The sequence below is a fragment of the Pseudomonas sp. OST1909 genome, assembly GCF_015277575.1.
In the GTDB taxonomy this organism is placed as follows: domain Bacteria; phylum Pseudomonadota; class Gammaproteobacteria; order Pseudomonadales; family Pseudomonadaceae; genus Aquipseudomonas; species Aquipseudomonas synxantha_A.
Genome location: NZ_CP063780.1, coordinates 867,334 through 889,584 on the forward strand (window position 1 = coordinate 867,334; position 22,251 = coordinate 889,584).

The following is a 22,251-nucleotide window of genomic DNA, read 5'->3' on the forward strand; positions in this document are numbered from 1 at the left end:
CAGTTCTCCTTAGCGACCGAGGTAAACCTCGATCACCCGCTCATTTTCCTGCACCTGTTCCAGCGACCCTTCGGCCAATACGCTGCCCTGGTGCAACACGGTGACGTGATCAGCGATGGAGCCGACAAAGCCCATGTCGTGCTCCACCACCATCAACGAATGCTTGCCGGCCAGGCGCTTGAACAGTTCGGCGGTGAATTCGGTTTCGGCGTCGGTCATGCCGGCCACCGGTTCGTCGAGCAGCAACAGTTGCGGGTCTTGCATCAGCAACATGCCGATTTCCAGGAACTGCTTCTGGCCGTGGGACAGTAAACCCGCGGGTCGATGCACCGAGGCAGTCAGGCGGATGGTGTCGAGTACTTCATCGATGCGGTCTTTTTGCTCGCCACTCAGGCGCGCCCGCAGGCTGGCCCACACCGACTTGTCGGTCTTCTGCGCCAGCTCCAGGTTTTCGAACACGCTGAGGGCTTCGAACACCGTGGGTTTCTGGAACTTGCGGCCGATACCGGCCTGGGCGATTTGCACTTCGCTCATGCTGGTCAGATCCAGGGTTTCGCCGAACCAGGCCCTGCCGTGGCTGGGCCGGGTCTTGCCGGTGATCACATCCATCAATGTGGTCTTGCCTGCGCCGTTGGGGCCGATGATGCAGCGTAATTCGCCGACGCCGATATACAGGTTCAGGTCATTCAGCGCTTTGAAACCGTCGAAGCTGACGCTGATATCTTCCAGGGTCAGGATGGTGCCGTGGCGGGTATTGAGCCCTTTGCCTGCGGCCTGGCCGATACCGATCGCATCGCGGCCGCTGCCCGCATCGAAAATAGGTTCAAGCATGACGTTCCTCATTTCTTCAGCAGGCCGATAACGCCCTTGGGCAGGTACAGGGTGACGATGATGAACAGCGCCCCCAGGAAGAACAGCCAGTACTCTGGAAACGCCACCGTGAACCAGCTCTTCATGCCGTTGACCACCCCAGCGCCGAGCAATGGCCCGATCAGTGTGCCCCGCCCGCCCAAGGCGACCCATACGGCGGCCTCGATGGAGTTGGTCGGCGACATTTCGCTGGGGTTGATAATGCCCACCTGCGGTACATACAACGCCCCCGCCAACCCGCATAACACCGCGCTCAACACCCACACAAACAACTTGAAACCGCGCGGGTCGTAACCACAGAACATCAGGCGGTTCTCGGCATCGCGCAGGGCGGTCAGCACGCGGCCGAACTTGCTCTGCGCCAGGCGCCAGCCGATGTACAGGCTGGCCACCAGCAACAGCACCGTGGCCACAAACAACACCGCCCGTGTGCCAGGTTCTGTAATGCCAAAGCCCAGGATGCTGCGAAAATTGGTAAAGCCGTTATTGCCGCCAAAGCCGGTCTCGTTGCGAAAGAACAACAGCATTCCAGCAAAGGTCAGGGCCTGGGTCATGATCGAGAAATACACGCCTTTGATCCGCGAGCGGAAGGCGAAGAAGCCGAACACCAGCGCGAGCAATCCCGGGGCCAGCACCACCAGGCACAGCGCCCAGAGAAAGTTGTCGGTGCCCGCCCAGTACCAGGGCAATTCGGTCCAGGACAGAAAGGTCATGAACGCCGGCAACCCGTCGCCGGATGCCTGGCGCATCAGGTACATGCCCATGGCATAACCGCCCAGGGCGAAGAACAGACCGTGGCCCAGGGACAACATCCCCGCGTAACCCCACACCAGGTCCAGTGCCAACGCTACGATGGCATAGCAGAGGATCTTGCCCACCAGCGTCAGGGTGTAGGCCGACACATGCAGTGGATTGTCCGTCGCCAGCAGCGAACACAGTGGCAGCGCCAGCAGCAGGAACAGGATCACCGCGCCCACGGCGATCGTCACCTTGGGTCCGGCCTTTTGTGTGGCCGTAAGCATCAATGGCTGATTCATCAGTCGATCACCCGTCCTTTCAGTGCGAAGAGTCCTTGCGGGCGTTTCTGGATAAACAGAATGATCAGCGCGAGGATCAGGATCTTGCCGAGCACGGCACCGATTTGCGGTTCAAGAATCTTGTTGGCGATACCCAGGCCGAAGGCTGCCATTACGCTACCGGCCAACTGGCCGACGCCACCGAGTACCACCACCAGGAACGAGTCGATGATGTAGCTCTGGCCCAGGTCCGGGCCGACGTTGCCGACCTGGCTCAGGGCCACGCCACCAAGGCCTGCGATGCCGGAGCCCAGACCAAAGGCGAGCATGTCCACGCGCCCGGTGGGCACGCCGCAGCAGGCGGCCATGTTGCGGTTCTGGGTGACGGCGCGCACGTTGAGGCCCAGGCGTGTCTTGTTCAGCAACAACCAGGTGAGCACCACCACGAACAGCGCGAAGGCAATGATGACGATGCGGTTGTACGGCAGCACCAGGTTGGGCAGCACTTGAATACCGCCGGACAGCCATTGCGGGTTGGACACTTCGACGTTCTGCGCGCCGAACACCAGGCGCACCAGTTGGATCAGCATCAGGCTGATGCCCCAGGTGGCGAGCAGGGTTTCCAGTGGTCGGCCATAGAGGTGACGAATCACCGTGCGTTCCAGGGCCATGCCGATGGCGGCGGTGACGAAGAACGCCACCGGCAGTGCGATCAGCGGGTAGAACTCGATGGCCTGGGGCACATAGCGCTGCATTATCAGCTGCACCACATAGGTGGAGTAGGCGCCGAGCATCAGCATCTCGCCATGGGCCATGTTGATCACGCCGAGCAGGCCGAAGGTGATCGCCAGGCCTAGTGCTGCCAGCAATAGAATCGAGCCCAGCGACATGCCGCTGAACGCCTGCCCGAGGATCTCGCCGACCATCAGTTTGCGTTTGACCTGGGCCAGGCTGGTTTCGGCGGCGGTGTGCACGGCGGCATCGGTTTCCACGCCCGGCGCGAGCAGCGCTTCGAGGCGCGTGCGTGCCAGCGGGTCGCCGGTGCTGCCGAGCAGGCGCACGGCGGCCAGACGCACCGCAGGGTCGGTGTCTACCAGTTGCAGGTTGGCCAAGGCCAGGCTGAGGGCGCTGTGCACATCTTCGTCGGTTTCGGCGGCGACCTGCTGGTCGAGGAATTTCAACTGCGCAGGCACAGCGCTTTTTTGCAGGGTTCGAGCTGCCGCCAGGCGTACCTTGGGGTCGGCGGCGAGCAGTTGCTGGCTGGCTTGAACGTTGTCGATCAGGCCGCGCAGGCGGTTGTTCAGGCGTACGGTCCTGGTTTCGCCATTGAGCTTGAGCTGGCCTTGTTGCAGGGCATCCACCAGTTCGATGCGCGCCGGGTCAGGCTGGGCGGCCCAGTCCTGGAGCAGCTTGGCTTGTTGCATCGGGTTGGCGTTGATGAAGTCTTCGGCGTCGCTGGCGTGTGCGGCCAAAGGCAGCAACAACAGCACGGCGAGGATGAAGCGGTGGAGGGCAGTGGGCATACAAAAATGTCCTGATCATGCGGGGACAGTGTGGGCGCTGGTTGTCTGTGGGAGCTGGCTTGCCTGCGATGGCATCGCTGCGGTGTGTCAGGCACACCGAGTTGTTTGCATCGCAGGCAAGCCAGCTCCCACAGTGACCATGCCCTACATTAGAGTCGTGGGGACTTTAGTTGCTCTTCACGGCGTAATCCGGCTTCTTGTCATTGCCCGGGATGTAAGGGCTCCACGGCTGTGCCCGAATCGGCGCTTCGGTCTGCCACACCACCGAGAACTGCCCGTCGGCCTGGATCTCGCCGATCATCACCGGCTTGTGCAGGTGGTGGTTGGTCTTGTCCATGGTCAGGGTAAAGCCCGACGGTGCGGCGAAGGTCTGCCCGCCCAGGGCTTCGCGCACTTTGTCGACGTCGGTGGACTTGGCTTTCTCTGCCGCCTGGGCCCACATATGGATGCCCACATAGGTGGCTTCCATCGGGTCGTTGGTCACGGCTTTGTCTGCGCCCGGCAGGTTGTGCTTCTTGGCGTAGGCTTTCCAGTCGGCGACGAATTTCTGGTTGACCGGGTTCTCCACCGACTGGAAGTAATTCCACGCCGCCAGGTTGCCCACCAGTGGTTTGGTGTCGATGCCGCGCAGTTCTTCTTCGCCCACCGAGAACGCCACCACCGGTACTTCGGTGGCTTTCAAGCCCTGGTTGGCCAGCTCTTTGTAGAACGGTACGTTGGAGTCGCCATTGACGGTGGAGACCACCGCGGTCTTGCCGCCGGCGGAGAATTTCTTGATGTTGGCGACGATGGTCTGGTAATCGGCATGGCCGAACGGGGTGTAGACCTCTTCGATATCCTTATCCGCCACGCCTTTGGAATGCAGGAACGAGCGCAGGATCTTGTTGGTGGTGCGCGGGTAGACGTAGTCGGTGCCCAGCAGGAAAAAACGCTTGGCGCTGCCGCCTTCTTCGCTCATCAAATATTCCACTGCCGGGATCGCCTGCTGGTTCGGCGCTGCACCGGTATAGAACACGTTGGGCGACATCTCTTCGCCTTCGTACTGCACCGGATAGAACAGCAGGCCATTGAGTTCTTCGAACACCGGCAGTACGGATTTGCGCGATACCGAGGTCCAGCAGCCGAACACTACGGCGACCTTGTCCTGGGTCAGCAGCTGCCGGCCTTTTTCCGCGAACAGCGGCCAGTTGGAAGCCGGATCGACCACCACCGGTTCGAGCATCTTGCCGTTCACACCGCCTTTGGCGTTGATCTCGTCGATGGTCATCAGCGCCATGTCTTTAAGCGAGGTTTCGGAGATCGCCATGGTCCCGGACAACGAGTGCAGGATGCCGACCTTGATGGTCTCAGCGGCCTGGACGGTCCAGGTCAAACCCATGGCTGCAATGGATGCCGACAAAGTGAAAGCCTTGATCAAGCTGCGACGCTGCATGGTGCGATCTCCGTAAACCGATAGTTTTTTTATGGGGCAGATACTCAGCACTTTGCAAAGGCTGTGCCTACGGCGTGCAGTGTGAATATCAATGAGGGTTGCCCGGCCAAGGTGGCTATGCAGCGCACCAACTTGGCGCCGTATAGCTCGTCGAGTGCGCGCAGAGCCCTTAAAAAGGGCGCAGGCATAGATATGCAGCGCTAGCGTCACGCAGGAGCGTTCCAGGATGAGGCCACCAGGCGCGCCTTTTGTGCCTTGGACCTTCTTGCCAGCGAGTACCTTATGGACACAATTGCCGTCACCCCAAGCCATCCTGTTGAATTGCCTCCCCTGAGCCCACCTTTTATCAGTGCCGACGACGCCGCGTATTGGGCGCACCGCCGTATCCGCCATACCGTGGAATGGGAGTACGGCGGGGTGATACTGCAGGACAAAGAGGGGCTTTTCCGCGCGACCGAACCTCGCCACGGCGAGATGCCTCGGTTCTATTTTGAAACGGTGTTATCAGCAGATAAGTCTGGGCATCCCGTTGCACCCAAGGGGTTCAAAGTAGTTGCGATTTACCACTCACATCAGTTCGTACATGAGCAGATGCGCAGCACAGGCTTGTCGGACTCGCAGGTGCGATTCCTCCTCGGTTCGTTCACCTCTTCGGAAATGCTGTTTAACATCGCCATGGGTGAGTCGGTGCCGGTCCATTATCTGTCGGGGCCGGATGGGTCCTTGATCAAGTATGTCGCCAGCGGCAATGCCGTCGAGCAGGTCTTGCACGACCAGTTGGTGCAAGAATGGAATGGCCAGGCGCCTCGGCACTACAAGTTTGTGCATTCGTTTATCCTTGAATGCGCCGCCGCAGGTGAGCTGTGGGTGGTGGTGGCCACTGATGAGTGGGGCGGCGTACGGGGCAGGGTCCCCTCGACCTGGGCGCCTGGCACTGCCGTGACGTCAAAAGTTGAAGCGTTACCGTTGTGTACTCGGGTGTATGCACTAGCCGAAAAGGCGGCCACGGTGGCCTTGGACGATAGGGCTGCAGCCGGGCCAGGGGTCAGCGGCTTTATTCTCAAGTGTGCTCAAGGTTATGTCGCCACCTGGCCGGTGCAGGCAGCGCAACCGTGGTTTCTTCTGAAGGCGTTGTTTCCAGCCCAGGCCAGTGGCGGGGTCAGCTTGCCTGAGCATTGCTCTGTGCAGGGCGCTTACGCCACTGTGCCGGCCGTTCAGGAGGTTGCGCCCGCCGTGCCGCAACCGTGGCTGTACAAAGTGATGTTTTCGGCGTCGCAGTTGGCGGCGGGGATTGGTCAGCTTCGAGCCAATACCGGCGTGCGTAACGACGATTACCCGACGAGCCTGTATTTTCAAACCCGTGACCATGCTTTGTTGCGGTATACCCTTCGTGGTTCGCAGCAGGAGACGACGTTGTTTGTCGAGGATCCTCAGGGCGTATTCAAAGACGATGGCAGCGAAGAACACATGCGTACTGGCGTATTGTCGGCGCACGACTATGTGTTGCGGGTTGCCGGGATTGGAGCGCTTGAGGTCCTGCGTACCAGTAATGTCTGGGATGAAAAGGCGATCCTGACGTCAGGCTGGAAGCCCTACTCCAATAGGCAGCCGCCGCTGAGCCCCGCCTTTGTGACGGCTGATGATGCGGCCAGGTATGCCCATGGGCGACTGGATTACCGTCGTCTGTCCAACTGCGCTGCGCTGATTCTCCAGCGCGATGATCAACGTTTTGTCGTCACTGAACCTGTCAGCACAAACCAGCCGCGTTTTGCACTGGATGCGGTCTACCCGTTGGACGCCCAGGGCGAGCCGATCATGTTGACGGCAGGCTGCCTACTGTACGCCCTGTTCTGCGCCAGAATACAGCCTGATGCGGCTCAGAGCCTGCGTGACAACGAGGCTCGAGTCGCAGCGCAAATGTTCATGGACACCGATATTTATACGCTGCTCTCAAATCACAAGGTGGTTGCGCGCGCCTACCTTTCAGGTTCGGTAAACAGTTTGCTGGCCTATACATCGCAAGCGCTTGAGTCGTATACCGAACGCGAGTTGCTGGAGCGGGTAACGCCTTCGGCCGGTAGTAGCACCGTGGCGCGAGAGCTATCGCAAGGCATGCTTGTGCCCAGTGCCTTTGTGCGTGAGCAGGCTTACCTGGGACGGTTGCGCGTGGTACTTGCCAACCCACTCTGGGGCCCGGTAGGCGATTTGCCCGAAGACTGGGAGCCGGCGTTGGGCACTGACGCGTCGCGCCTGCCTGAAACACCCCTGTTGGGCCCGGTGTTTGCCTCGGCAACGGAGGCGGTGCGGGACGCGCATGAACGCACCCTGGATCGCTATGGGCGCAGCCCTGTTGGCCTGGGTGTGGTGCTGCGGCATCGAACCCTGGAGCAGTACGCGGTAACGCAGAGTGTGTCGGCCGAGTTACTCGACCAGTTGCTGTATACCTGCCGTTTTGGCGAGCCGCTGCAGCAGGTGGGGTTTGAAGTTGACAGCTTTTACGCATCCACCGTGCGTTTGCCGGAGGATGTGTCGGCCTCCGGGCGTTGGTTGGCTCGCCATTTCATCGCGCCTGACGATCTGCACGCAGCCCTTTACGATAACGTCGGTGTCCGACGGTTACCGCTGTCGCAGCGGCTGGTGGTGCATATCGCAACGCTGGAAGGGGCTATGTTGGCGTATGAAGCCGGCACCCGTGATGGGGTGTTTGGCACCGATACGAAGCTGGGCCTGTCGACCCTCAAGCGCGGGCTCGACAGCACTGAGATATCCACCACCGATTTTGTCTCGCGGGTGGCCGGCAGCGGGCAGCTACACGTGATCCTGGAGAGTGAATGCTGGAGCACGCCAGGCAAGGTGGATGCGCACTGGGTGCCGTTTTTACGGGTGTTGCGTCGCCGTCTGAGCCCGGCCTTTTCCTGTGCCGACGATGCAGCACGTTATGCCTCGATGCGCCTGGGCGCGAGACGGGACAAGGTCTATGGCGGCTTGATCCTCAGATCAAGTGCAGGCCTGTTCGTCGCCACCGAGCCCTTGGTGGTACACGTCGAAAACTTCGATGTGCAGTGGGTTCGCTCAAACGAGTTGGTGGCTAAGGGGTTGTTCCTGGGAGGCAGTACCGTGGTGGCTTTTTATCATAGCTGCAGTGCATACGAGCCGCAGTTTCCGACCACCGATACGCAATGGAACGTATACCGCAATATGTTCTCCACTGCGTTTGTGACGCAGGTGCTCAGGGAGCGGGCCCGGGATGCAACATCCAGCCCCCGTATCGACTACTTGATGTGTAACGACGGTGCGCTGCTGCGTTATCGTTTCGATGGCGGCGCGAGGCAACTGGCGTTGGCGGCCGAACTCAACCTGGCCTCTGCTCAAGCGCAATGGCATCGGTACAACCCGATTGAAGAACAGATTCGTGACTGTACCCTGCAACCTGAAGAGTGGGTCAATCGGTTGGCTTATGCGGGGGAACTGGTTGTACTGCAAGGCAGTGAACTATGGGGGCCGTCGCGCACCGTGACTGCCCTCAGGGCATACTCCCAGGCGCTGGAAATGATCGCTGGTGTGCCGGCGCAAGCGGATGCAGGGTTGAGCCCGCTGTTCACCCAGCCATTGGATGTCGCACGCTATGTGCATCGCCTGAGTCCGGAACGCGATCACTTGGCGTTCGGTTTTATTCTCAAGTCCTCGAATCAGGCGCATTTTGTGGGGACGCTGCCGTTGCCCCTGCACGATGCCGAAGGCTTTAAGCTCAACCATGTATTTGTTGAGGGGAAGTTGCCTCAAGGGTTCACCGTCTATGGTGTCTACCTGCGTGCCCGCGTGCTGCCACAGGCCGGAGATTCAAGCCCGTCCGCTCATTTTTTCTGGCCACTGGACTTGTTAAAAGGATTGGCGGCGGCTGAGTACGGCCGTGTGCCTCTTTATCTTTCATGTGCCGATGGCGCGCTGCTGATGCTTGACACCACCCGGCCGGCTGCCGAGCTGGCCACCGTGGAGGCAGCATCCCGTTACGGCGGTGAACTGCACAGCGGAGCCGTGCCGCTGCTGCACTACATTCGCAAGGTCGCCGCAGGCAACAAGCTAAGGGTATTGCTGGGCAGCCCATTCTGGTTCGAAACCACCTGGGTCACCGCGCAATGGGTGCCGTACAAGGCGACGCCTGTGTCTCCCTACCATGACTTTCGTTTAGCCTTGAGCCCGGTTTTCCTGCATTCGGACGATGCCGCGCGTTATACGCAACATCTGGTCGGCCCCTACAAAGGGAACGATTACCTGGGGGCGATTCTTGAAGATGTGCTAAGGCGTGCCTATGTAGCCGTCGAGCCTTTGGTAGACAACGACGCCAACGCCGTTCCCAGTGCCGAGGAGCGCCTTTTCTGGAAGCCCAGCAGAATCTCGACCAGCGACCACAATGTGCCGCTTCCCGAGTACCCGGACGGGCACCGTATTGTCATGACCCATCAGTTTTACAAATCCGACTTTGCCCAGAGCAAGAACGACCCTTCCAAGTCACTGGGGGTCAACTTCATTTCCTGGATTTATATCTGGCGATACACCCGCGGCCTGAGAGGGTATTTCGACGTTCAGAATTACTACCTGTCGACACGCGACGGCGGGTTGCTACGGTACACCCCGGATTTCAGCGTCGACTCGCGGGAGGAGACGATGGTCCATCAGTTCGAACACATAGGTGCGTATGAGGCCCGCGAGATGCTGGAACTGATGACGCCTTACAGAACGTTGAACGTGGTGCGTGCTGGCAGTTTCTGGACACGAAAAGGCTTGATTGAGGGCGCTCCCCGTGCCATGGCTCTCCCGGAGCAGACGAAGCAAGACGATGGTTTTCATCGAGAGAAGGATGAGTTTTAACCACGCGGTTCGGGGCTCGTGTCGGGCTGCCTCCGGCTGAGCCGCGAGCCTAAGGCTGTTTATCGGCGGTGCTGGCTTCTGTCAATGCGATAACTATGTTGTGCCTGCTGGACCTTGTGAGGGTTGAAGATTTCCAGCTTCTTTCAATCGTTTTCAGGGAGTTTCACAATGATGGATGACGCACATCCCTTGGGGTCACCTGCACCGCCGCTTCCACCCCTCAGCCCCGCATTTGTCAGTGCCGATGATGCCGCGTATCGGGCGCATGAGCGAATAGGCGAGCGACGTGACAGAGAATATGGAGGGGCGATTCTCAAGCGCGGCAACCGTTACTTCGCGACCACCCCGATCCCGGGTGCATCTGCATCTTTTGTTCCGGCCGATGTCTGCGCCGTGGGGGATGACGGCAAGCTCATCCTCCCGGCAGGTTACTCCTGCATGGCGTTCTACCACTCCCATCCTTATGGAAATAACAAGTTCGACGTCGGAACCTGGACAACTGATCAGCGCACGATCATTCGCGGGATTTTTTCGCGTACTGACATGGAGTACATCATCCGGCTGCGTAGCGTGGCAGCGGCGCATTACTTGTCCGGGCCTGAAGGTTCCCTCCTCAAGTACGTGACCAGCCGTTCACCCAAGGAGCTGGAACTTCTAAACTTCATTGTAGAAAACACAGGCCAGTATATTGATGTATTCGAAGAGTACATTCCGATGTTGGCCGAAGCCGGCGAGTTGTGAGGATGTACACACGGCCCTGGCCAGCGGGTTGTTGAACCCCAGGGATTTCGTCGTCAAAGTTGCAACGCTATGTTGGTTGAGTGTGATCGAGCCCAATGAGTGCTGGGACGAGCAGGGCAAGCTGGGCGTGGACTGGATACCCTATGCCGATTTCATTCGTCGGGCCTTGAGCCCGGCATTCGTCAATACCGATGATGCTGTGCGTTATGCCCAGACTCGGTTGGGTACCTCAGGGCGCTCTATTTATGGCGGGCTGCTGCTGCGGCGGGTGGACGGTTTGTTCGTCGCCACCGAGCCCTTGCCGGTGCCGACCGAGAACTTTGATCCGAAATGGATTTTTCCGGATGAAGACGTCCCTCTGGAACAGCTTGCCCCTGGCATGACGATTGTTGCGCGTTACCGTTCGCGTCGGGATACGCAGCCGGGGTTTCTGCTGGAAGGCAGCGAACTGCAACTGCGTGATGGCCAGAAAACACCCAGCGCATTTGTGTGGCAACTCCTCAGCGTCGCATCGATGTCGGTGATTCAGAACAGCGCGCAATGGGGAAACGCGCAGACATTGCGGCGCGGTTGGCTGCCCGGCAATAGCTTTACTGCGCCGCAAAGCGTCGCGTATGCAGCGGCTGACAGGGCCATGGGGCCGGTGTTCGATCACGCGGATGATGCCGCACGTCATGCGCACGTCATGCGCACGAGCAGGCGGGCGAGCGTAGCGAGCTGATGTTGATGTTCGGCTTCCTTCTCAAATCGGCGAAAGGCCAGTGGGCAGCAAGTATGCCGGTCAATGCCGAAGGCCTGCTGTTCCCGCTCAGTCGGGTATTTTTGCGTGGGCAGGTGCCTGTTGGCTTTACTGTCGCGGGACTGTACCTCTGTGCGCCGGCTATCGACACGGCTAACTATCTACATCGTCGGCGGCAGGCCTGCTGTCCAGAATGACGTCAGGTCCGGCTTCTCGATAGGCGTTGAGAACGCTGGCGGATTTGATCATTCAAGGACGTTACCATGACCCTCGACCTATCGCGTGAGAAGCGCGCTGCCCTTCCAGAGCTTGTATTAAAACTGGGTACTCTAAGCCCGGCATTTGTCAGTGCCGATGATACAGCGCGATATGTTCACGAACAGATCGGCAGTCGGCGTACTGTCGAGTATGGGAGTGTCATTCTCCAGCGTTTGGCAGACCAGCGCTTTGTCGCCAGTGAGCCGATTGCAGACAGGGATACCGTATTCAATTGGACGAAATTGCTGGAGCGCGACAGCTCCACCAAAGACTTCTTGCACCCGCCGGGCTACAAAATTGTCGGGTGTCTGCATTCTCATCCCGACCGTATTGCGACGACGCAAAAGCAAAACCCGAAATGGACGTCACAACAGGTCGAAACCTTCGTAAGTTTCTTCTCAGTCGAGGACATGATTTTCCTGCATCAGGAACGCGGCGTGTTTGGTGTCGCCTATTTGTCCGGCCCCAATGGCACATTGCTCAAGTACGAGCACAGTGGTTCCGTCGCCGAGAGTGGTTTTGTGCAATGGCTCGCTACCAATGGCCCCTGGGAATCACCTCATGCGTATGACGGCACCATTGAGGGTCTCTACAAAAAATATGCGTCGGTCGGCCGACTGACCTTTCTTGCTACCAGCTCGGCGTGGGGTGGTTCGTTGGGCGCGGTTCCAGATGATTGGGTGCCTTATGTTCCTTTTGCTTGCGGCCCCGAACAGATCGTTTGTGGGTATCTGCTGGAGACAGAGGAGGCCGCCTGGTCCTATGCTCAAAATCGACTCGATCGCAAACCCACCAGCCAAGGGTTGGTGTTTATTCTGAAAAGTACCCAGGGCAATGAATACCTTGCCTCGATACCTCGGGTTATACCCGCGAACGGACTGCCTCCCGATTATTGGTTCCCGGGCTTGCCGTCAGGCCCTACATTGCCGGCCGGGTTTCATCTGCACGGGTTCTATTTTAATGGAAGGCCCGCCACGCAAGGAGTCCCCACAATACAGAGCTGGCTTTACCAGAATTTTTTCCATCCAGCAGAGTTGTCCCGCTATATCGCCAAGGTTCGTCAATATGGCCTTGAACGGGAGGCGGAATCGGTATTGGGTCTAGTGTTGTATATGCGTACACCCGATGGCGCACTGCTGCAGTACGAATTCTCCGGTTCGCCTGCCGAAACGTTGCTCATGGAACAGGACAAACAGGGGGCAGGTGCCAATGAAAGCCTGCAGGCCCAATTGCTCGCCGGTACGCTAAGCCCGCGACAATACGTTACCCGTGTTGCGGCAGCAGGGTCGTTGTCGGTCGTACAGATCAGCCATATTTGGGATACGGTTGGGGAAGTGGGGCTACAGTGGCGGCCCTTGGCCAAGATGCCAAAGCCGGTGATGAGCCCGGCTTTCATCACGGCCGACGACGCTGCCCGTTGGGCACATGAGGCTATCGGTACGCAGCGCGACCTCGAGTATGGCGGTGTCATTCTCAAACGCGGTTATCGCTACTATGCCACCCACCCTATAGCGGGAAAACGCGTTCAATTCGACCACTGGCGCATGTTGGCAACGGACGATCAGGGCAAGTTCATCGCCCCTGATGATTACGTCGCCGAGGCGTTTTATCACTCCCATCCCGCTGATGCCGAAAACATCAAGGCCCAAATTCCCCACTTCACGGCTGATCAGGTGCAAGTGTTCAACAACTTTTATTCCACTGCTGATCAGCTCTTCAGTTTTGAAAAAAGAACGTTTGCCAAGGTCCACTACTTGTCTGGGCCGGATGATGTACTGCTCAAGTACGTCAGCAGTGGGTCGGAAATTGAAAAAAAGTTGGATCTGCAACTGCGTGGTGGCCCCGGTAGGACCAGCAGTGATTTCGAGCATCCCATCAGGATGCTGGCCGAGGCCGGCGAGCTGTGGGTGGTCATTGCTAACCCGGTTTGGGGTGGCGTTCGTGGGCGTATCTCCAAAGGCTGGCGCATCAGGACCCCCGCGACAGCGCAGCAGCAGCAACCCTTTTTCACCGAAGCCTTCTCGCGACCTGAGCATGCCGTGATGCGTGCACTTGTACTCGCCGGCCCCGACGATAGTGGCGCAAAATCTGGATTTGTACTCAAACATACGCGTGAAGATATCTACGCAGCGACGCTGGCGGTACCCAAGAGTGAACCGCTGTTTTCGCCTATTGGTATATTCCCCAAACGCCGTGATGGCGGGTTGCGACTGCCTTCTCAATACCGGCTGGAGGCTATCTACTTCAACAGTTGGTACGAGACCAACGACATCTCGGCCCGGGAAACCTGGTTGGCCAGCGCCTTTTTTACGCCGTCGCAGGTGGTGGCCGCTACCCGCCAGGCCCGGGCGACGCTGGCCATCCAGAACCCGGCCCGTGGCTTGAGCCTGTACATGCACGCCTCTGATTCAGCGTTGCTGGCATTCAGAGTGCCCGAGGCCACGGCCACCTCCGAGCTGGTGCAGGAATCCAGCACCGGTGGGCTACACGATAACGGTGCGCAAGCCGGCTTGCTCGATGGCACGCTTAGCCCGCGCACTTATGTACGTCGGGTTATTAGCGCAACCGATCTGTCGGTGGTACAGGCGGGTGGCCTGTGGCGCCACGTGGGTCCAGTGGATGACCGCCTGCTGGTGCCGTTCTATACGGCGACATTTAGCCGTTCGTTTCTCTCGGCGCGCGACGCGGCGGTGTACGCCCATGAGCAAATCGGCAATCGACGGGATCGTTACTATGGCGGTTACGTGCTCAAAGGCGAAGACGGTCGCTTTGTGATTACCGAGCCTATAGAAAGCAACGACAATCCATTCTTGTACACGCTGTTTTTCCCTGCCAGTCACCGAGGCCCGTTGATCCCACCGGAACCCTATGTGTTGCACGGGCGTTACGGCTCTCACCTCGAACTGTCCATGGCCGACCCGGTACCGATCGTGCGTCGCGGCTGGACACGGGACGAGGCGCTGATCAATCAGCAGGTATTTTCCTGCACTGAAATGTACTCGATTATTCCGGCCGGGCGAGTGGCCTATCTCTCGGCGGCACCGAATTGTTTGTTGGAATACACCCCAAACAAGTCTTCGGCAGAAACGACGCTGCTGGCCAATGTCAGCCCCCAGGCCGGGGACAACAGCCTGCAGCGACGCCTCGATAGCGGGCAGGTCAAACTTGCCGAATGGGTACAGCGACTCGCCGAGGCGGGTGATTTCAGCGTCATCCAGGGCAACCCATTGTGGGGGCCGCGCTCGGTGATCTACGCTAACTGGACGGCCAATTATGTCTATGCCCCAAGGTCCGGCCCACTTGATTATGTCACCCACGGTGCCGTGTTCACCCGTGCCGACGACGCGGCCCGCGACCTTCATGGACGGGTGCATGGGCGTAATTTTCCAGAGGAGGCGTGCTATGCATTTATCCTCAAACACAAGGACAAGGAAGAGTACGTTGCGAGCGAGGTGGTGGGTGCCGCCCGGGACGGTGACCTGTTCAATCGCTTCAACTTTTATAAATTGATAAGCCTGAACGAGTACCAGCTTCCCGATGGCTTTGTACAGCATGGGCTGTTTCGCTCGCAACAATGGGCGCGCGCAGGGCTGAATGCTTCGATCGAGTGGTTAACCCGGTTTTTTGTCACGCCTCAAACGTTATATGCCTCACTTTATGAAGCCAATCGAGGTAGCGCGAAAAGCCTGCCGATTTATTTTTCAACCCTTGATGGTGCGCTGTTGCGTTATGAGCCCGTACCGCTCGACGTAACCGTTGGCGGTGCGGCAGCTATGCTGTTGGATCAGTCTGAGTTGCAATTGAACTCCGGCCAGTTGCAACCCCGTGACTTCATCAGGGCGTGGGCGCCGAACGCCTTCTATGTGGTACGGACCAGCCAGTGCTGGGATGAAAAAGGCGTGGTGGCTAAAACCTGGGCCGGTTACCAGAACTTGACGCCGCGCAGTTTGAGTCCCGCCTTCGCCAACCCTGATGATGCGGCCTGCTACGCAGCGTCTCAAATCAGCCACGGGAGCGGCCGCGCTTATGGCGGGGTGATTCTCAGGCTGGCCGGTGGTCTGTTTGCCTCGACAGCGCCTTTGGCGATACCGCCCCAAGGTTTTGCGCTTAATTGGATTTTTCCGGATCAGTCGGTTGCTGTGGGACTTTATCCGGGGAACAGCACGATTGTGGGGCGATATCGGTCGTTGAAGGATCAGGAGGTGCCGCTGTTGCTGTCCACCACCCAGAAAGCCATCTACCAAAGCATGATACCGAGCGCGGTACTGTCGAGACTGTTGCACCGTGAGGTCCATATCAAGCGTGAATATGTGTTCGGGTTCAATGGATCAATCCTGAGTTACCAACTGTCGGGCTCTGCCGAGGAGTTGCTACTCAAGAAGCGTCTGGCAGCGCTGGATCAGGTCAAGGGTGATTACGGTGACAACAGCGTCGAGCAGCAAATCCGCAGTGGGGCGCTCACGCCGCTGGAATTTGTTACGGTGGTGGCGAAGGCCGGTGAGTTGAGTGTGGTCAAAGGTGACCGGGTATGGGGGCAGCCCAGGCGGATAAGAGGCGAATTTGCGGCGTTTAACACGCCGCCCAATCCTGGGGATATTCGCCAGGTATTGTTCGACTCGCCCTGTGGCCCGATCTTTACCCGGGCGCTCGATGCTGTCCGCTACGCCCAGCGCATGGCGAAGCCGCAAGCCGCTGTATCGTTCGGTTATGTATTCAAGGCGGTGAAAAAATCGCTGTACATGACGACCCTGCCGCTTGTCAGAGAGGAATTTGACGATTTCAGGCGGGTTTTTATCAACGGCCAGTTGCCCCAAGGTTATGTGCTCGACGGCATGTATCTGTGTGCTTCGAATGTGGCGATTGCCCCGGCCAGTGATGAAATGTCGCAGAGCTTTTTCGCGCCCCAACACATCGGTAAGGCGCTGAGCTTCCTCTTCTACGCACGCAACGGCAAGGCTCTGGCGCTGTATCTGCTGTGTGCTGATGGTGCGCTACTCAAATACCTGGTGCAAAGGACGGCGTCACTGTACGACTGGACGAGCACCGCGGCCGTTGAACGCACGCAATTGCTCAAAGGTACCCTCACAGTGCGCGACTATGTGCGCCGCCTGGCTGCCAGGGGGAAATTGGATGTCCGTGTGACCAGTGACGTCTGGGGCAGGAAAGAGCGGGTGACGGCGCAATGGGTGCCGAAAAGAGCGCCCCATGCGTTTGCAGACGACCCGCATTTTCATTCGTTCTGTGGGCCGTTGTTTCTTTATCCCGATGATGCGGCGCGTTATGCCCAAGGCCTGGTAGCGCCTTTCCTGGGTAAGCAGTATCTGGGGGCGGTACTGATGCCAGATCAAATCCAAGGCTATGTTGCGATTGATCCGGTGGAGGATCAGGGCACCGCAGGGGCAAGTACGCGAGAACTGTTGTTCTGGATTGATCATGCCGGGTTCGATGTACCCGCCAACAATGCACTGAGCACCTACAAGATCGCTGCCGTGCAGGCGTTCTACAAAGCGATGCCTTCGACATCCAGCCGTGGGTCTAAGGGTCAACGACTGTTGAACAACTTCCTTTCCAAGGATGACCTGCGCGACTATCTCTCGGTGATCAAGAGCAATGCGCCCGATGCCAAGAGTTGCTACTTTTCCAGTCAGGGCGGCGCCCTGCTTAAGTACGTACCGACGTTCACATCGGCTGAAACCATCTTGCTCGGCCCAGGTGATGCACCAGACCCCTGTTCGCTGATCCTTCGATTGCGGTCTCAGGGCAGCCTGTCGGTGTTGGTTGTCGACGCTTTCTGGACACGCTTGAGCGTAGTGGGTAACGAGTGGAACTGCACGCCAGAGCCGTCCGATTCGCCAATCAGCGAGTTCTGGTATGAACGGAACAATAAACGGGACAGGATTGAACTCTGACTTCAACGCTTACGCATCAATCCGATAAAAAATAACCCGCCGATCGCTGCCGTGGCCACGCCAATCGGCAAGTCTTCGGGAGCAATCAAGGTGCGCGCGGCCACATCGACCCACACCAGGAACACGCTCCCCAGCAGCACGCATACCGGCAGCAAGCGTCGGTGCTCGGCACCCACCAGGCGCCGGGCGATGTGCGGCACCATCAGCCCGACAAAGCCGATGGAGCCGCTGATGGACACCAGCACGCCGGTCATCAGCGACGCAATCAGGAACACCTTGAGCCGCACGTTGCGTGCGTTCAGGCCCAGGGTCACGGCGGTCTGTTCGCCGGCCATCAGGGCATTGAGCGCACGGGCCATGCCCAGCAGCAGGGCCAGCCCGAGCAGGATGGTGGCGGTAGGGACCGCCAGCAGTTCCCAGCGCGCCAGCCCCAGCCCGCCGAGCATCCAGAACATCACCGCCGAGGCGGCGCGGTGGTCACCCATGAACAGCAGCAGGTTGGCCACCGCCATCATCACGAATGACACCGCGACACCACACAGCAACAGGCGATCACTTTCCAGGCGGCCGTTGCGACTGGCTACGGCCAGCACCACCAACATGCTCAGCAGCGCACCGATAAAGGCGGCGAGGGGCAAGGTCAGCAGGCCGATGATTTCACCCACGTGCAGCACCACGATCACCGCGCCGAGGGTGGCGCCGGAGGTCACACCGAGCAGGTGCGGGTCGGCCAGCGAGTTGCGCGTGACCGCCTGCAGCACTGCGCCAATCAGCGCCAACCCGGCGCCTACCAGCGCCCCCAGCATCATGCGCGGTACACGGATCAGCCAGACGATGTGTTCCTGGCCCATGCTCCAGTCCACCACACCCAAGCCGAACACCTTGTTCAGCAAAATTCGCCCTACCACGTCCACGGGCACCCGCGCCGAACCGAACCCCAGGGAGATCACGCAGGAGACCAGCAACAAGGCACCCAGGGCGCTTAATAACAGGACGTAGTGACGGGTGATCATTCGCCGTGAAACCCCTTGGCCAGGGTTTCAACCGCCAGCACGTTGTCGATGCTTGGTGTGGCTTGCATATAGGGGATCACGATGAAGCGCTGGTGCTTGATCGCCTCCACTGATTGCAGTGCAGGGTGGTTGAGCAGGAACTGTTTCTTCTGTTCGGCGGTGACCTCGCTGTAGTCGACAATCACGATGACTTGGGGGTTGCGCTCGACGACGGTTTCCCAGTTGACCCGGGTCCAGCTGGCGTCGATGTCATCGAGGATGTTGCGCCCGCCGGCGGCGTCGATCAGCGCCTGGGGCATGCCCAGGCGGCCCGAGGTCATGGCGCGGTCTTCGCCGCTGTCGTAAAGGAACACCCGTGGCTTGTCGGCGGGCAGGTCTTTTTGCACCTCGGCCACTTGCGCCTGCATCTGGGCGATAAGGGTATTGGCACGATCCTGCACGTCGAAGATCCTGCCCAGGTTGCGCAGGTCGTTATAGGTATCGTCGAGGCTTGCGGCTGGGCGCTTCATCACGAACGCACATGACTCGGTCAACTCATACACATTGATGCCCAAGGGTTGCAGGGTGTGCGGAGTGAGATCGCCGCCCACGCGCATACCGTAACCCCAGCCGGCGAAGAAGAAATCCACGTTGGCGTTGAGCAGGGTTTCCACCGATGGGTACTTGCTCGCCAGTTCCGGCAGGCCGTCGAAGAGCGCGGCCATTTGCGGCGGTACTGACTTCCAGCCGGTCACGCCGCTGTAGCCGGCCATGCGTGGCTTGAGGCCCAGGGCGAGCATCATCTGGGTCATGTTGATGTCATGGCTGACCGCGTGTTGTGGGGCTTGCTGGAAGGTCACGTCGCGGTTGCAACTTTTGATGGTCAGCGGGTATTGGGTGCTTTCGGCGAGTGCTTGGGCGGCAGTGCCGAGCAACAGAGGCAGAGACAGCAGGATGCGCAGGATCATGGCTGGGTTATCCAAGTGATTCGTGGGTAGCCGTCCAAGGGGTGAGTGTCGATCAAGGCCTCGACGCCAAACACGTCGCGCAGCAACGCGGCGGTCAGCACTTCGTGGGGCGTGCCGCTGGCGACGATGCGCCCGTGGTGGATCACGTACAGGCGATCACAGAAGGCGGCGGCCAGATTGAGGTCGTGGATGCTGGCCAGGGTGCCGATGTTCAAACGCCTGACCAGCCTGAGCAGCTCAAGTTGATAACGCGGGTCGAGGTGGTTGGTCGGCTCGTCTAGGATCAACAGTTGCGGTTGCTGGGCCAGGGCGCGGGCAAGAATGACGCGCTGTTTTTCACCGCCGGACAGGGTCGCGAAGGCATGGTCCTCGAAGCCATGCATACCCACCGATTCCAGCGCTTGAAGGATCAGTTGCTGGTCGTGCGGTGTGTCGCTGTCGAACAAACCCTTGTGGGGTGTGCGTCCCATGGCGACCACCTCATCCACGCGTAAGCCGAAGGTATCGGGAAACTCCTGCAGCACCACGGCGATGCGTTGCGCGCACCATTTTGCGCTTTGCTTCCAGACATTCTGGTGCGCAAGCGATACATCACCCTGTTCTGGCCGGGTGAACCGATAGGCGCAGCGCAACAGGCTGGTCTTGCCACTGCCGTTAGGCCCGATCAGCCCGACAAACTCCCCGGCACCGACGCGCAGGCTGGCGTCACGCAGTTGGAACTGGTGATGGCAGAGGTTGTGGCCGGGTGGAGTCCAAGCCAGGTCGGTGAGGGTAAGTGAGGTCATTAGAAGGTGTAGTCCGCGGTAATGAACATGGAGCGAGGTACACCCAGAATCCACTGCTGCCCATCGTTGTACTGGCTGACCGCATAAGTGCGATCGAACAGGTTATTGAGTTGCAGGCCCAGCGTGGTGTTGCGCATGGCTTTCCACGACAGCGTGGCATCGACCACGGTATAGCTCGGCAGCTCGCTCTGGTTGGCCATATCGGCATAGCGCGCGTCGACGTAACGCACACCGGCAGCGGCACGCACGTTGTCGGTCACGGCCTTGCTCAGCCACAGGTTGGCGGTGCGGCGCGGAACGTCCACCGGGCGGTTGCCGTCGCGGGAGACCTGTACGCCGTTGACGTCTTGTTTGAAGTCGTCGTACTGCGCCCGCACGATGGCAGCGTTGGCCTGCAACTGCCAGGCGTGGGGCAGTTGCAAGTCGAGGCTGGCCTCCAGGCCGTTGGAGGATTGTTGGCCGACTTGCTGCTTGAAGTCCGGCTCACCCGGCACATCCGTCAGCAGCTTCTTTTTGACGATGTGGTAGGCGGCCAGGGTCCATTCTCCGCGGGCATCCCAGAACGCTTGTTTGATGCCGACCTCGGTCTGTTTGGCGGTAGACAGGTCGAACTGTTGCTGGCTCGGGCTCAGCGAGATCAGCCCGCCGACGCCGTCGTTGCTGGTGGCGTACTGGCCGTAGACCGAGGTGTCCGGGGTGATCGCGTAGACCAGGCCGGCTTTCCAGTTATTGCCGGTGAGGGTTTTGTCGGATTGGCCGCCAGTGCGCAGGTCGTCGCGGTCGATATGTGCGTAGTCGCGGCGGATACCGGTGATCAGCGTGAGTTGGTCGGTCAACTGCAAGCGGTTTTCAGCAAACCCTGCGAAGGTTTTGGTCGTAGTGGAAAATACCGGGTTGAACGGGTCTTTACTGGCAAACGGCGCGGGCGTTGGGTGATACAGGTCGATGGGTTGGCCGGTTTTCAGCACATCATTAAACGGCGTGTTGCTCGCCAGGCGAAAGCGGATGCGGTTGTATTCCACGCCCGCTACGGTCTGGCTATCGAGGCCGAACAGGGTGTGCTTGAAGGTGAAGGTCTGGCGGTCGCCCACCTGTTCCTGATCGTGCTTGATACCGAAGTTGCCGCTGCGGGTCAGTTGGCCGTTGGTGAAGTTGTAGTTCTCGGCGTTCTGCCAGCGACGCTGGTTTTTCAGGTAGTACAGCTCGTTGGTGGCGCTGACGTTGTCGTTGAGTTGCCACTCGCTGGTCAGGCGCGTCCACTGGTCGTTGTAGTGCTGGGTGTCGTTGCTGACGTTGTAGTTCTTGTCGCGCAGGCCCTTGTGCAACTGGCCGTTGACCAGGGGCGTGCCGAAGTAGTTTTGTGGGCGCTGATCACCGTAGTCGCTGGCCAGGGTGAAACTCAGGTTGTCGGCTGGTTGCCAGCGCAGGGCGCCGCTGACGAAATCGCTGCTGGAATCGCCACGGTCGATAAAACCGTTGCTGCGCAGGCGGTTGAGGTTCAAGCGGTAGCTTAAGGTGTCGGTCAGCGAGCCGCCGCTGTCGAGGGCTTGCTGCTGGCGGTCGTAGGAGCCGTAGCCAAGGCGGATATGGTTTTCGATCTCACCCGCGAAGGGTTTTTTCGAGATCGTGTTGATCACCGCACCGGTGGCGCCTTCGCCATACAGCACCGAGGCCGGGCCGCGCAGCACGTCCACCCGCTCTACTGCCCAGCTGTCCACCGGGAAGGTGGAGGTGCCCATGCCGGTGTACATACGGTTGCCGTCGTACAGTTGCATAACCGAGCTTTGGCCGGTAAAACCACGGGCCTGCAACGAGGTGCCGCCGTCGCCCGGCGTGCCGGTGCGGCTGATGCCGGTGGCGCGGGAGATGGCGTCCTGCACGCTGGCGTCGCCACGTTCGCGGATCTGGGCGCCGGTCTGGCTTTCAACGCTGCCGGGGGTTTGCAGCGCTGTGAGATTCAGGCGCGAACCGGCGGTGGTCGGGGTGTTGAGGTCAACGCGCTCACTATCCACTGCCGGTGCGGTAATGGGGCTGGCGGGCAGGGTCAGGGCCTGGGCGTTGGTATGCAGGGCGAGCAGGCACAGGCCGCTCGCAAGGTAGTTGTTCATCGGTCGATCAGTCGCTTCTTGAGAGGTACTCGCCGCAGGGC

General features: G+C 59.5%; 12 protein-coding genes. 4 read left to right on the forward strand and 8 right to left on the reverse strand.

The genetic code is table 11. The features are described from left to right. Positions 1-9: 9 nt before the first annotated feature. The 4 genes from urtD to urtA all read right to left on the reverse strand — a co-directional run bounded on the left by urtD (position 10) and on the right by urtA (position 4,841). Positions 10-843 carry an urea ABC transporter ATP-binding protein UrtD gene (gene urtD, locus IH404_RS03765; protein ID WP_087149500.1) on the reverse strand — a complete coding sequence of 278 codons (834 nt, stop codon included), beginning with the start codon at positions 841-843 and terminating at the stop codon, positions 10-12. Continuing rightward, on the reverse strand, positions 840-1,907 hold the full coding sequence (gene urtC, locus IH404_RS03770) for an urea ABC transporter permease subunit UrtC (RefSeq protein WP_005784333.1): 1,068 nt from the start codon (positions 1,905-1,907) through the stop codon (positions 840-842). Before urtC ends, urtD begins: the two co-directional genes overlap by 4 nt. Beyond that, entirely contained in the window at positions 1,907-3,409 is a 1,503-nt protein-coding gene (urtB, locus tag IH404_RS03775; protein ID WP_194439965.1) for an urea ABC transporter permease subunit UrtB, read from the reverse strand. Before urtB ends, urtC begins: the two co-directional genes overlap by 1 nt. A 166-nt stretch (positions 3,410-3,575) precedes the next feature. After that, entirely contained in the window at positions 3,576-4,841 is a 1,266-nt protein-coding gene (urtA, locus tag IH404_RS03780) for an urea ABC transporter substrate-binding protein (RefSeq protein WP_005784337.1), read from the reverse strand. Between the two features lie 282 nt (positions 4,842-5,123). Between urtA and IH404_RS03785 the strand changes: the two genes are divergently transcribed. The 4 genes from IH404_RS03785 to IH404_RS03800 all read left to right on the forward strand — a co-directional run bounded on the left by IH404_RS03785 (position 5,124) and on the right by IH404_RS03800 (position 17,357). After that, positions 5,124-9,710 (forward strand): DUF4329 domain-containing protein, encoded by a 4,587-nt coding sequence (locus tag IH404_RS03785; RefSeq protein WP_194439966.1) that lies wholly within the window; start codon positions 5,124-5,126, stop codon positions 9,708-9,710. A 168-nt stretch (positions 9,711-9,878) separates the two neighbouring features. Then, complete coding sequence (locus IH404_RS03790) at positions 9,879-10,451, forward strand: DUF4329 domain-containing protein (RefSeq protein ID WP_194439967.1); 573 nt, start codon at positions 9,879-9,881, stop codon at positions 10,449-10,451. 76 nt (positions 10,452-10,527) lie between these two features. After that, a complete protein-coding gene (locus IH404_RS03795; protein ID WP_194439968.1) occupies positions 10,528-11,172 on the forward strand; it encodes a hypothetical protein in 645 nt (214 codons plus the stop codon). 281 nt (positions 11,173-11,453) lie between these two features. Further along, on the forward strand, positions 11,454-17,357 hold the full coding sequence (locus IH404_RS03800) for a DUF4329 domain-containing protein (RefSeq protein WP_194439969.1): 5,904 nt from the start codon (positions 11,454-11,456) through the stop codon (positions 17,355-17,357). A 2-nt stretch (positions 17,358-17,359) separates the two neighbouring features. Here IH404_RS03800 and IH404_RS03805 read toward each other — a convergent pair whose 3' ends face one another. From IH404_RS03805 to IH404_RS03820, 4 genes are read right to left on the reverse strand one after another with little or no spacing between them, the layout of a single operon-like run. Further along, on the reverse strand, positions 17,360-18,370 hold the full coding sequence (locus IH404_RS03805) for an iron ABC transporter permease (protein WP_194439970.1): 1,011 nt from the start codon (positions 18,368-18,370) through the stop codon (positions 17,360-17,362). Further along, positions 18,367-19,317 carry an ABC transporter substrate-binding protein gene (locus IH404_RS03810; protein ID WP_194439971.1) on the reverse strand — a complete coding sequence of 317 codons (951 nt, stop codon included), beginning with the start codon at positions 19,315-19,317 and terminating at the stop codon, positions 18,367-18,369. Before IH404_RS03810 ends, IH404_RS03805 begins: the two co-directional genes overlap by 4 nt. Further along, on the reverse strand, positions 19,314-20,102 hold the full coding sequence (locus tag IH404_RS03815) for an ABC transporter ATP-binding protein (protein WP_194439972.1): 789 nt from the start codon (positions 20,100-20,102) through the stop codon (positions 19,314-19,316). Before IH404_RS03815 ends, IH404_RS03810 begins: the two co-directional genes overlap by 4 nt. Beyond that, complete coding sequence (locus IH404_RS03820) at positions 20,102-22,210, reverse strand: TonB-dependent receptor (protein ID WP_194439973.1); 2,109 nt, start codon at positions 22,208-22,210, stop codon at positions 20,102-20,104. Before IH404_RS03820 ends, IH404_RS03815 begins: the two co-directional genes overlap by 1 nt. Positions 22,211-22,251: the final 41 nt, after the last annotated feature.

Excerpts from the sequence above, each read along its gene's own strand:
- IH404_RS03800 (WP_194439969.1), top strand. The coding sequence starts at position 11,454 with ATGACCCTCGACCTATCGCGTGAGAAGCGCGCTGCCCTTCCAGAGCTT.
- IH404_RS03805 (WP_194439970.1), bottom strand. The coding sequence starts at position 18,370 with ATGATCACCCGTCACTACGTCCTGTTATTAAGCGCCCTGGGTGCCTTG.
- IH404_RS03785 (WP_194439966.1), top strand. The coding sequence starts at position 5,124 with ATGGACACAATTGCCGTCACCCCAAGCCATCCTGTTGAATTGCCTCCC.
- IH404_RS03790 (WP_194439967.1), top strand. The coding sequence starts at position 9,879 with ATGATGGATGACGCACATCCCTTGGGGTCACCTGCACCGCCGCTTCCA.
- IH404_RS03810 (WP_194439971.1), bottom strand. The coding sequence starts at position 19,317 with ATGATCCTGCGCATCCTGCTGTCTCTGCCTCTGTTGCTCGGCACTGCC.
- urtD (WP_087149500.1), bottom strand. The coding sequence starts at position 843 with ATGAGGAACGTCATGCTTGAACCTATTTTCGATGCGGGCAGCGGCCGC.
- urtA (WP_005784337.1), bottom strand. The coding sequence starts at position 4,841 with ATGCAGCGTCGCAGCTTGATCAAGGCTTTCACTTTGTCGGCATCCATT.
- urtB (WP_194439965.1), bottom strand. The coding sequence starts at position 3,409 with ATGCCCACTGCCCTCCACCGCTTCATCCTCGCCGTGCTGTTGTTGCTG.
- urtC (WP_005784333.1), bottom strand. The coding sequence starts at position 1,907 with ATGAATCAGCCATTGATGCTTACGGCCACACAAAAGGCCGGACCCAAG.
- IH404_RS03820 (WP_194439973.1), bottom strand. The coding sequence starts at position 22,210 with ATGAACAACTACCTTGCGAGCGGCCTGTGCCTGCTCGCCCTGCATACC.
- IH404_RS03815 (WP_194439972.1), bottom strand. The coding sequence starts at position 20,102 with ATGACCTCACTTACCCTCACCGACCTGGCTTGGACTCCACCCGGCCAC.